The 11520-nt window shown below is 69.0% G+C and carries 12 protein-coding genes; 8 read left to right on the forward strand and 4 right to left on the reverse strand.

All coding sequences use genetic code 11. The features are described from left to right. The first annotated feature begins 3 nt into the window (after positions 1–3). The 6 genes from ACOGXI_RS12475 (at position 4) to ACOGXI_RS12500 (ending at position 7310) form a co-directional block, all read left to right on the forward strand. Positions 4–930 carry a sulfurtransferase gene (locus ACOGXI_RS12475; RefSeq protein ID WP_419939171.1) on the forward strand — a complete coding sequence of 309 codons (927 nt, stop codon included), beginning with the start codon at positions 4–6 and terminating at the stop codon, positions 928–930. A gap of 60 nt (positions 931–990) precedes the next feature. Beyond that, positions 991–2532, forward strand: a complete 1542-nt coding sequence (locus ACOGXI_RS12480; protein WP_419939172.1) for an FG-GAP-like repeat-containing protein — start codon at positions 991–993, stop codon at positions 2530–2532. 2 nt (positions 2533–2534) lie between these two features. Continuing rightward, positions 2535–2954: a peptide-methionine (R)-S-oxide reductase MsrB gene (msrB, locus tag ACOGXI_RS12485; protein WP_419940199.1), complete on the forward strand. Its 420-nt coding sequence runs from the start codon at positions 2535–2537 to the stop codon at positions 2952–2954. A 40-nt stretch (positions 2955–2994) separates the two neighbouring features. After that, entirely contained in the window at positions 2995–5283 is a 2289-nt protein-coding gene (locus tag ACOGXI_RS12490; RefSeq protein ID WP_419939173.1) for a multicopper oxidase domain-containing protein, read from the forward strand. A gap of 10 nt (positions 5284–5293) precedes the next feature. After that, entirely contained in the window at positions 5294–5527 is a 234-nt protein-coding gene (locus tag ACOGXI_RS12495) for a ChpI protein (RefSeq protein ID WP_419939174.1), read from the forward strand. Between the two features lie 334 nt (positions 5528–5861). Continuing rightward, positions 5862–7310 (forward strand): amidohydrolase family protein, encoded by a 1449-nt coding sequence (locus ACOGXI_RS12500; protein WP_419939175.1) that lies wholly within the window; start codon positions 5862–5864, stop codon positions 7308–7310. Positions 7311–7376: 66 nt separating this feature from the next. On the opposite strand, the gene ACOGXI_RS12505 is transcribed toward ACOGXI_RS12500, so the two are convergent. Next, on the reverse strand, positions 7377–7793 hold the full coding sequence (locus ACOGXI_RS12505) for a Fur family transcriptional regulator (protein ID WP_419939176.1): 417 nt from the start codon (positions 7791–7793) through the stop codon (positions 7377–7379). Continuing rightward, positions 7757–8185: a MerC domain-containing protein gene (locus ACOGXI_RS12510; RefSeq protein WP_419939177.1), complete on the reverse strand. Its 429-nt coding sequence runs from the start codon at positions 8183–8185 to the stop codon at positions 7757–7759. The genes ACOGXI_RS12505 and ACOGXI_RS12510 overlap by 37 nt, the downstream gene beginning before the upstream one ends. 310 nt (positions 8186–8495) lie before the next feature. On the opposite strand from ACOGXI_RS12510, the gene ACOGXI_RS12515 reads away from it, so the two are divergent. Continuing rightward, on the forward strand, positions 8496–9656 hold the full coding sequence (locus ACOGXI_RS12515) for a tetratricopeptide repeat protein (protein WP_419939178.1): 1161 nt from the start codon (positions 8496–8498) through the stop codon (positions 9654–9656). Between the two features lie 5 nt (positions 9657–9661). Beyond that, a complete protein-coding gene (locus ACOGXI_RS12520; RefSeq protein ID WP_419939179.1) occupies positions 9662–10669 on the forward strand; it encodes an SDR family oxidoreductase in 1008 nt (335 codons plus the stop codon). Positions 10670–10723: 54 nt separating this feature from the next. Here the strand turns inward: ACOGXI_RS12520 and ACOGXI_RS12525 are convergent, their stop codons facing one another. Together ACOGXI_RS12525 and ACOGXI_RS12530 are read right to left on the reverse strand one after the other, a co-directional pair. Then, complete coding sequence (locus tag ACOGXI_RS12525; RefSeq protein WP_419940200.1) at positions 10724–11131, reverse strand: type II toxin-antitoxin system VapC family toxin; 408 nt, start codon at positions 11129–11131, stop codon at positions 10724–10726. 5 nt (positions 11132–11136) lie between these two features. Continuing rightward, on the reverse strand, positions 11137–11379 hold the full coding sequence (locus ACOGXI_RS12530; protein WP_419939180.1) for a type II toxin-antitoxin system Phd/YefM family antitoxin: 243 nt from the start codon (positions 11377–11379) through the stop codon (positions 11137–11139). Positions 11380–11520 lie beyond the last annotated feature (141 nt).

Below are 11520 nucleotides of genomic sequence, written 5' to 3' on the forward strand. Positions count from 1 at the left end.
CCGATGTCAAGTTCCAGAAAGATCCTCATGCGAGGCGCGGCGGTCCTGGCGATTGGGCTGGCCGCGCTGGCGGTTTCGGTACAAGGTGGCGCCGCGCAGGCGAATCCCGACATCCTCGTGAGCGGCAACTGGCTTGCCGAGCATCGTGACGATCCGGACATCGTCGTGCTGCATGTGGGGATGGCGAGTATGGGACGACCCCTTGAGGAATACGTGCAGGGGGCTCACTACCTCGACTACCACGATATTGCGCTCGACCGGAACGACCTCATCACCGAACTCGCGCCGGTTGAGGATCTCGTGGAGGTGTTTCGCGCGGCGGGCGTCTCGAACGACAGCCGCGTGATCGTGGTGGGAGACCCGGGTCTCCATGCGGCTCGCGTCTTCATGACGCTGGACTACCTCGGACACGGCGGCCGCACCTCGGTACTCGACGGGGGCCTGGCGGCGTGGAAGGCGGCGGGGGGTGGAGTCGCCGCGGAGCCGGCCGCGCCTGCGCGCGGCGATTTCGAGGCGGACGTCCGGGAAGACATGCTCGTCACCGCGGAATGGATCCACGAGCGTCTCGACGACCCCGGCACGACCCTCATCGACGCGCGGCCCGAGAACGAGTACACGGGGGAGCGGCCGGGTCGGGACTTCCTGCGGGGCGGCCATATCCCCGGCGCCTACAATCTCTACTGGCAGGACCTTACGGGTGACGATCCACCCACGCTGATCGACCTCGCCGAGGTGGAGGCCCGTTTCGAGGAGGCCGGGGCGAAGAAGGATGGCGTCGTCGTCAGCTACTGCCTCATCGGCATGCGCGCGAGCTACACCTACATGATTTCCAGATATCTCGGGTACGAGACGAAGTTCTACGACGCCTCGTGGAACGACTGGGGCCGGCGGGAGGATCTCCCGCTCGTCACCGGCCGTGCCCGCAGATAGCTTGCGGGCTTCACGTCCGCTGTCGGATCGAAGGCGCAGCAAGCTGCAGGAGGTTGTAAAATGAAGACCCTCTCCGGAGTAGTCGCCGGGCTCGTCATCTCTGCTGGCGCCGTGCTCATCCTCCTCGGCACGAACCGCGGCGAAGCGGCCGCGACGGAGGCCGCCCCGCCCGTCGTCTCCGCGGCTCCCTCGTCGGCTCCCGTGTCGCTTGTCTCGCCGGCCCCGCACTCGATCGAAGCGGGTCCCGAGTCGCCGGTCGAGCTCGTGCTCACGCAGCCGCTCGATCCCGCCGGGTTCGACCCGTCGGCGCTGTCCGTGTTCGGTCGCTGGAGCGGCGTGATGAGCGGCTCGGTGGAGTTGTCCGACGATGGCCGCCGCATCCGCTTCGAGCCGCGAGATCCCTTCCAGGCCGGCGAGTCGGTCACGGCCTCGCTCCGCGCGGGAGAGAAGCTGGCGACCGGAGGCGCAATGGAGACGGGGTTCGCGTGGAACTTCTGGATCCGACCCCGCGCCGGTTCGCTCGATATGGTCGACCGCGGCGCGCGGACCGTGCTCGACGACGGCGAGAAGCACGTCCAGCCGTACGGGGCCTACGCCGGCGACTTCAACGGCGACGGCTATCCCGACATCGCGATCCCCAACGAGGTCTCCGCGGACGTGCGCGTGATGTTCAATGACGGCAAGGGGGATTACAACGAATTCCGCGTCCTCGACATCCCGGGCGGGAGCTGGCCGAGCCCCAACGAAGGGGCGGATTTCAACGGAGACGGCCTCACGGACTTCGTGGTCGGGAACGCGGGGAACGATCTCGTGTCCGTCTTTCTCGCCGACGGGAACGGCTGGTTCGAGCTGGGGAGCAACATCGAATCCGGACAGAACGTCCGCGGCGTGTGCATCGGCGACTTCGACCAGGACGGCTGGCCTGACGTGGCGGCGGTGAACATGTCCGTCGGTCCCGAGGAATCGCGCGGCAACGTGGCCATGCTGCTCAACAACGCGGACGGGACGGGCAGCCTGCGGCGCGCCTCCGAGATCGCTTCGCCGGGCCAGGGCGAGAAGACGTGCGCGACGGCCGACGTGAACAACGACGGCCTGCCCGACCTGCTTGTCGGAGCCTACTTCACCGACGAAGTGCTCACTTACCTGGGCGACGGGCGTGGCAACCTCGAACTGGGCACGCGCGTGCGCGCCGGCGGCAAGCCGTGGATGATCGTGTCGGGCGACATGAACGGCGACGGGAACGTCGACGTGATGTCCGCGAACCGCGAGGGGAACAACGTGGCGGTGCTCATCGGCGACGGCGCGGGCGGCTTCGCGGATCCCGTCGAGTACGAGACCGGCGACGCCCCGCTGGCGGTCGACGTGGGCGACATCGACGGCGACGGGGACCTCGATGTCGTCACCAGCGACTTCGAGGGCAACAGCTTCACCGTGCACGAGAACGCCGGCGACGGAACGCTCGCGAACCCCCGGACGTATCCCGCGAGCACGAATGGTTCGTGCGTCGTCATCCACGACCGGGACCTGGACGGGGACCTCGATCTCACCGGCGTGGATGAGACGGACGACAAGATCTTCATCCTGGAGAACCCCGGCCGGTGATCATGAAGTCGAAATCCACGAAATCGAAGCAGTCGAAGAAGGCATGGCGGGAGGCGCTTCCCGAGCAGGCCTACAAGGTGCTGTTCGAGGAAGCGACGGAACGGGCGGGCACGAGCCCCCTGAACGACGAGAAGCGTTCCGGCACGTTCGCCTGTGCGGCCTGCGGTCAGGCGCTGTTCACGACCGACATGAAATACGACAGCGGTACCGGGTGGCCGAGCTTCTTCGAGACGCTGCCCGAGGCCTTCGAGACGAAACGCGACTTCAAGCTCATCCTCCCGCGTACCGAGTACCACTGCTCCGGCTGCGGGGGGCACCACGGCCACGTCTTCAACGACGGCCCCGAGCCCACGGGCAAGCGCTTCTGCAACAACGGCGTCGCGCTCCGGTTCATCCCGGACGACGACCGGCAGGACGACTGAGCCGGTCGCCCGGGAGGGGCGTGGCGGCGGATACGGGGCCGTGCGCGCCCTGATCCGGCGCCCGGCGCCGGCGCTGACGGCCGGAGCGTTCGGCCTGCTCGCGGCGGCGTCCGGCGTGCAGGGCCAGCTTCCGGGCTCCAGCGGAGCCTGCGAAGCCCGTGGCGCGGAAACTCGCGCCGCCGGAGCCGCCGGGGCGCTCACGGACACGTCGACGGGGCGGGTCGCGGCCGACCTCCACTGCATCAGCCTCTACTCCACGGCGCGCGGCGGCGACGCGCAGGGGTTCGTCGAACTGGGGCGGGTGCCGTCGCCGTTCGGCGTCACGGTGACGCCGTCCGGCCACCATGTCCGCGCGTTGACCGCGCACATCGAGGGCCTCCCGCCGCCCGGAAGCCTGGGGCCGTTCACGGTCTACATGGCGTGGGCGACGCCGCTCGAGCTGGCTCCCGTGGTGCCGCTGGGCCCGGTCGACAACGGCGAACACCGGCTGGGGCGCGTCGCGTTCAACAAGTTCCTCGTGATGGTCAGCGCCGAGGCGTCGGCCGACGTCACGACGCGCGAGGGACCGCTCGTACTGCGCGGCCGTTCGCCGTCCGCGCTCATGGAGGCGCACGACCTTTTGGCCCTGGCGCCGTCGGCGACGCGGCGCGCGGCCGACCGGGCCCCGACGCGCTGGGACGCGCCCCCGGCGTACCCCGGCATCGCCATGCTGCCCGGCGTGATGGACCTGGAGCCGCGCGCCCGCCCCGCGAGCCTCGGAAGCGCGGCGGACCTGCCACCGTGGGAAACGCTCCCCGAGGCAACCGAGCGTCAACTGGTCGACCTTCCCGACGGGGGCACGCTCGACCTCGAGGCGACGATCGTCCGGCGCGAGATCGAGGGCCGCCGACTCGCCATGCTCGCCTTCAACGGCCAGCACCCGGGACCCCTCATCCGGGTCCCGGAGAAATCCACCATCTTCGTGAACTTCACGAACCGCACCCCGTACCCCACGGCGGTGCACTGGCACGGCATCCGACTCGACAACGACTTCGACGGCGTCCCCGGCCTCACCCAGGACCCGGTCGAACCCGGCGGCTCGTTCCAGTACCGGGTCTTCTTCCGCGACGCGGGCATCTACTGGTACCACCCGCACCACCGCGAGGACATCCAGCAGGAACTCGGCCTGTACGGGAACCTCCTCGTCGACCCCGCGGCCGCGGACTACTACGGTCCCGCGAACCGGGAGGAGGTCCTCATGCTGGACGACATCCTGCTCGACGCGGACGGACTGGTGGACTTCGGGGCGGAATCGGCGAACTACATGCTCATGGGCCGCTTCGGGAACCGGGCCCTCGTGAACGGCGAGCCCGGCTACAGACTCGAGGTCGACCGCGGCGAAGTCGTCCGCTTCCACCTCACGAACGCCTCCAACACGCGCACCTTCAACCTCTCCTTCGTCGACATCGAAGGCGGCGGACTCCCGGATCCCGATCAGCGCGTCGCGGACCCCGACGTCGAGGATCCCCACCGTCTTCCGCTGAAGGTCGTGGCCTCCGACGTGGGCCGCTTCGAGCGGGAGGAATGGGCCCGGAGCGTCGTCCTCGCGCCGGCGGAGCGCTACGTGATCGACGTCCGCTTCGACCGCCCCGGCTCCCACGCGCTCGTCAATCACGTCCAGGGGATCAACCACCGCCAAGGCGTGTTCCGCGCCGAATTCCGGACGCTCGGCACCGTGAGCGTCGCGTCACGGCCTGCGGCCCGGGACCACGGGCCGGCCTTCGAGACGCTGCGCGAGCACGCCGACGTGATCGCGGATATCGACCGCTACCGGCCACGCTTCGACGACGAGCCCGACCGCGAACTCGTGATGACGCTGGAGACCGAGGACCTCCCGCTCTCCATCGAACGATCGATGGCCTACGACTGGGTCTACTTCAATCCGGTCGAGTGGACCGGGACGATGCCGCGCATGAACTGGGCCACGACCGGAAGCGAGGTTCGCTGGGTGCTGCGCGAGACCGCAACCGGGCGCGAGAACGACGAGATCGAGTGGAACTTCGCGGTCGGGGACGTGGTGAAGATCCGCGTCATCAACGACCGCGGCGCCTTCCACGCGATGCAGCACCCGCTGCACATCCACGGCCAGCGCTTCCTCGTCCTGTCGCAGAACGGCGTGCCGAACCACAACCTGGCGTGGAAGGACACGGTCCTGCTGCCCGCCGCATCGACGACGGACATCCTGCTGGAACTGTCGAACCCCGGCCGCTGGATGATCCACTGCCACATCGCGGAACACCTCGAGTCGGGCATGAAGATGGTGATGAACGTCGCCGACGCCCCGCCGTGACGGGCATGTTATGAAGACAGTGATTTCCCTCCCCGACGAACTGTTCGCCTCGGCCGAGGCGCTCGCAAAGCGGATGAGGGTCTCGCGAAGCGAACTCTACGCGACCGCGGTCGCCGAATTCGTGGCGAAACATCGTGACAAGGACATCACCGAGCGGCTGGACGCCGCGTACGCCGACCTGTCTGGCGACATCGATCCTGCGCTCCGCCGGACGCAGGCCCGATCCGTCGCCGAAGAGTGGTAGCGCCGGGTCGAAGCCGGACTGCGGCTCGTCCTGGATCTGTAGAAACGGAAACAACCGTCAAATAAACATCTCGTTATTTGTCAATCAGTTACGACGATTGCGCCTGATCCGGCGGGTTTCCGGTCAAATAAAATCCGCCCCAAACCGGAGCCCCGTGCGACCCTCCCCCCGGCCATGTAGGCGTCCCCCAAGCGGAGTCTCCGTGTGGCCCGCCGTGTCGCGGACTGCCGCCACCCGGTGCTGTTGCCCGCCGCATCGACGGGGAGCATGATGCTTGAGCCGTCGAACCCCGGCCAATGAACGATCCACGGCCACGTCGCGAAAGGACGCCTCGATGACCGCCGCCCGCCTCCACCGCGCCCCGCTCCTCGCGCTCGCCGCGACCATCCCGTGCCTCACGGTCGGCCTGCCCTCCGGCGCTCGGGCGCAGGAAGCGATGGAGGATTTCATCGCAGTGCAGGCGCCCACCGTCGCACTCGCCAACGTGAAGGTGATCGATGGGACCGGAGGCCCCGCCCTCGAGGGGCAGACGGTCGTCATCCGGGACGGCCGCATCGCAGACATCGGCCCCGCCGACGAGGTCGCCGACCGGATCCGGAACGCGCAGGTCCTCGACCTGGAGGGCCACACGGTCATTCCGGGTCTCATCGGACTCCACAACCACAGCTACTACACGGGCGGGAACGGACGTGCCGCGCAGCTCTCCTTCTCGGGGTCACGGCTCTACCTCGCTTCGGGCGTGACGACGATCCGGACGACCGGCGCGCGCGCACCGTACGAGGAGATCAACCTCAAGCGCGCGATCGACGAGGGGCGCGCCATCGGCCCCAACATGTTCACGACCGGGCCCTACCTGACGGGGCAGGAGGGCGCCCAGTCGATGGCGCAGCTCGAGGGGGCGGAGCAGGCGCGCCGTCTCGTCCGTTACTGGGCCGAGGAGGGCGTGCCCTGGTTCAAGGCGTACACATGGATCAGCCGCGAGGAACTCGGCGCGGCGATCGACGAGGCGCACCGCCACGGCGTGAAGGTGACGGCCCACCTCTGCTCGGTCGGATACCGGGAGGCGGTGGCGCTCGGGATCGACAACCTGGAACACGGCCTGCTCGCGAACAGCGAGTACTTCCCGGGGAAGGAGCCGGACGACTGCCCGTCCGGGTTCCGGAACGGCTACGCCGACCTCGATGTGAATTCCGAGGACGTCCAGGAGACGTTCCGCATGATGATCGAGAACGACGTCGCGATGACCTCGACGCTCGCGGTCTACGAGATCTCCGTCCCCGGCCGGGGTCCGATCGACGAGCGGATCTACGACATCCTCGCCCCGGAAATCGCGGCGGAGGTGCGAGAGATCGCGGACCTGCGGCGGAACGCGACGCTCGACTCCGGGATCGGGATCCACCCCGACATCTACCGGAAGGCGCTCGAGTACGAGTACGCCTTCGTGCAGGCGGGAGGCACGCTCGCGGCCGGCGTCGACCCGACCGGATACGGGGCCGCTCCGCCCGGTTACGGCGACCAGAAGAACTACGAACTGCTGCTCGAGGCCGGGTTCACGCCCGCCGAGGTCGTGCGGATCATGAGCGCGAACGGCGCCAGGGTGCTCGGCATCGACGACGAAACGGGGACGATCGAGGTCGGCAAGATCGCGGACCTCGTCGTGCTGGAGGGCGACCCGGAAGCGGACGGGCACATCCGCGAGACGCGCATCGTGTTCAAGGGCGGCGTGGGCTGGGACGCGCCCGGGCTCATCGAGTCGGTCCGCGGCATCGTCGGCATCCGCTGACGACGGTCCGGGAGCCGCCGCTCGACCCTCGCGGGTACCCGGGGCCGGCCGTGGAGTAACGGCTCGTCATGCGCACGCCGCGCAGCGACCGAACAGAATCATCTCGTGGCGGTCGACCTCGAAGCCCTCGGGCGCCAGTCCCTCGACTTCATCCGGGCAGCGATCGAAGTCGAACGCCTGATCGCAGGAGCCGCAGAGGAAATGGTGGTGATGCGGTCGGTCGGCCAACTCGTATCGAAGCCCACCGCCCGGAAGCTCCACTTCACACAACCACCCTTCACGCGCGAGGATCTTCACGTTCCGGTAGACGGTGGCCAGCCCGAGCGACGGCACGATCCGTTGGCCGTGCTCGAGGACCTCGTCCGGCGTGAGAGGCCGTCCGACGCTCATGAACACGCGGCGGATCGCCCGGCGCTGACGGGTGTCTCGCTTGGCGGTGGTCGTTGTCAGCCTCCTCGATCCGGGTGCTCTTCGTCGGCGCATACCGAGCACGCGCCGGCCTGGCATAGGCGGGCACTCTGCACGAGGGCGCCCGCGAGGGTCAAGCTGCCGGCCGTCGACGTCAGCGTCTCCGGCAGCGGCGCGAGCCAGCCGGCAAGGGAAGCGGCCCAGAGCACGGCGCCCCCGACAAAGGTGAGGACCAAGGCTGCCTTCCTGCGGGCCGGGCCCGCCGCGAGCGTCACCGCACCGAGGAAGGCGGTTCCGACCCACACGGCTCGTTCGACGCCTTCGGAGAGCGCGAGCGCCGGTGTTGCCAGGACCAGAACCGGCGTGAGGGCGCAATGCAAACCGCACAGGGCCGCGGCGTACGCGGCAAGTCGCGACCCGGAAACCAGATACGCGCTCGACGGGACGGTTGCGAAAGAGTCCTTCATTGCGGCGCCTCGAGAGCGGTGGCAGTTGGTCACGTGAGCATTCAACCTAACTGATAATGAGTTGTCGATACCGTGTCATCAAGGTGCTGCGGGTTTGCCCTTATCCGCTCTCCCGCGCACTGTCGATGGCGTCACATCGGCGGCAGGAACGGAGCGAGGACGAGAGTGTCTGGCCCCAGCGATGAAGCGCACTGATCTCCCGGCCAGCGGCGGCCCCGGTCACGATCGACGAGAAGCCTCTGCGGTAGCCTTCGGCGTCGGCGGGTGCCGCGGCTTTCGCGGGCTGATTCTGCGTCTCGCGGCGGCATGCATGACTCTGGGAGCTGTCACGGTTCCGTCCGCATCGGCCCAGGTCAGCCAGGTGGATTCGGCCGCCGTGCTGGTCGCAACCGCTGCCGACTTCGAAGCGCGGGGCGCGCTGGAGGTCGCGCGGGCGCTGTACCAGGAGGTCGTGCGCCGATACCCGAATACTCCGGGGGCGGAGAGGGCCCGTGCCCGGCTGGAGGCGTTGGAGGCGTCGGCGGACCTGGCGCCGGCGGACCCGGCGCCGGCCGCCGCCCCGCTCGACCGGCGCGGCGACACGGAGTTCCGCGTGTGGTCGACGCTCTACGGACTGTGGCTGGGGGTCGCGGTGCCGATGCTCGCGGATGCGGAGGGCTCCGAGTCCTACGGCGCGGGTCTGCTGCTCGGCGGGCCGACAGGCTACCTTGCCGGACGCGTGTTCTCGCGTTCCCTCTCGGTGGGACGGGCACGCACGATCAGTTGGGCCGGCACGTGGGGCACCTGGCAGGGCTTGGGCTGGGCGCACACCCTGAATCTGGGCGGCGAGCCAGGCTGCGAGTTCTGTGCGGGCGAGAAAGAGGTCGTGGCTACCGCACTGGCCGGCGGCCTGGCCGGCATCGTCACGGCCGGCCTCCTCTCACGCGACGTCACGGAGGGAACAGCCGCGGCGACCTACCTGGGCAGCCTGTGGGGGACGTGGTTCGGCGTCGCGGGGGCGACCGTGCTGGATCTGGACGACGAGGCGGCGATGTGGGCGAGTACGCTGCTTGTGGGCAACGCGGGCCTGATCGCCGGAGCGCTGGCCGGGAGCCGCTTCGACCTTTCCTCCCATCGTGCGCACATGATCAGCCTCGGAGGTCTCATCGGCGGTTTCGGCGGGGTCGGCATCGCGCTCATCACGAAGCCGGACGGCACCGGGGCCGCGTTCGCGATTCCGCTTGCGACGAGTCTCGCGGGTCTGGGCTTCGGGGCCCTGTTGACCGGGGAATCGGAGGGCGCGCCTGCGGGAGAGTCCAGCGCTGCCCGCGCGGCGTCCGGTTCGGCGTCGCCGGCTCTCCTGAACTGGTCCGCGGGAGCACCGCTTGCGGTGGGCCTGCCGCTGCCGTTCCCGACCACCGTCCCCGATCCCGAGCGGAACGGACGGCGGTACACCGTCTGGAACGTCCCGCTCCTCCGCCTGCGCTTCTGAAGCGCATGCCGGACCGCCCGCTGAAAGACCGGGTGGCCCTCGTCGCCGGTGCGACGCGCGGCGCCGGCCGCGGCATCGCCCGCATGCTGGGCGCGGCGGGCGCCACCGTCTACTGCACCGGCCGCAGCGTCCGGGGCCATCCCGCCACGCCGGGGCGGCCCGAAACCCTGGAGGAGACCGCGGAGTGGGTGACGGCGGAGGGGGGCCGGGGCATCGCCGTCCGCACGGACCACACGATCGAGTCCGAGGTCGAACGACTCTTCGCCCGCGTGCGCGACGAGGCGGGGCGTCTCGATGTGCTGGTGAACGACATCTGGGGCGGCGACGCGCTGACCGAATGGGGAAAGCCCTTCTGGGAACTCTCCATCGCGCAGGGACAGAGTCTGCTGGAGCGGGCGGTCGACACTCACATCATCACAAGCCGGCACGGCGCCCCGCTGATGGTCGAGCGCAACGCCGGACTCATCGTCGAGGTCACCGATGGCGACACGTTCGGCTACCGCGGCAACCTGTTCTACGACCTCGCCAAGAACGCCGTCGTTCGGCTGGCTTACGCCATGGCGGCCGACCTCCAGGCCCACGGCGTGACGGCACTGGCGATCACCCCCGGATTCCTGCGTTCCGAGGCGGTCCTCGACCATTTCGGCGTCGCCGAAGCCGACTGGCGCGACGCGATCGAGAAGGACGAGTACTTCGCGGAGTCCGAGACGCCGTGTTTCGTGGGGCGCGCGGTCGCCGCCCTCGCCGCCGACCCGAAGGTGGCGGCCAAGGCGGGCGGGCTGTTCTCGAGTTGGGGATTGGCGAAGGAATACGGCTTCACTGATGTCGACGGACGCCAGCCGGACTGGGGCACGTTCTTCCTGCGCAAGGTGCGGGAAATCCTCGAACGGGACGCGCCGCCGGACGAGATGGACGCCTTCGTCGTTCGCAGCCGGCTCCACCAGGCGGAACTCGATCCGTCCGCCGCCGCGGAAGCCGAACGCCTGCGCGCCTGGCTCGCCCGCCACGAGTAGCGGGCCTCGGACCACGTTCCCGCGGGAACGCGGCGGAGCCCCTTCCGAATCCGGCTACGTGACGGTCGGCACTTCGAGTCCCGCCGCCCGGGCCGCCTCGCCGAGCGCCCGATCCAGCGTGGCAAGCGGCAGTCGCATCCGGCTGGCCAGTTCCAGATACGTGGCATCATAGACGGAGAGCCCGTGCGCGTGAGCGGTGTCGAGGACGGTTCCACGGATGCGGGACGTGGAAACGGGATCGATCGTGAGCGGCAGAGCTTCGAGATTTCGCCAGATCCGCGGCCAATCGGTCTCGGCGATCCGGCTTCGCCGCGTAGCGACGAGCAGCACGTTCGCGACCTCGATCGGCCACAGGGCCGGAACGAACGCTCGCCCGTCCCTGAGCGCATCCCGGAGTCGAGCCGTCTCCTCGGTGGCCTCATCCGGAAATACCCAGGCCATCGTGACCGAACAGTCGAGCACGAACGTCAATGCCGGCGACCTTCCTGGATCATGTCCCGAACGGAGAGCCCGCCGAGACTGTGTGTCTCCTGGAACGCCTTCAGGTCGTCGATCGCCGCCTGAACCCGGGCGGGGTCGGTCCTTCGGAAGGGGATCAACTCGGCAACGGGACGGCCGTGCCTCGTGATGACGAAACGCTCCCCCGTCTGCACGCGCCGCAGGAGGCGGGGGAGGTGGGTCTTGGCTTCAAAGGCGCCGACGTGCGGCATGACGTGCTCCTCGCCTGGAATCGAACGCGGGAAGTTTCAACTAGACTGATACTAGTCTAAACGGAGAATCTCACGCAACAGCTTCCGACAGCGGGGGACGACAGCCGGGGGAAAACGGCGCGGGGCTCGGCGATCCCGGGA

Origin of the sequence: Candidatus Palauibacter sp., from assembly GCF_965208055.1 — a bacterium.
Classification (GTDB): Bacteria; Gemmatimonadota; Gemmatimonadetes; order Palauibacterales; family Palauibacteraceae; genus Palauibacter.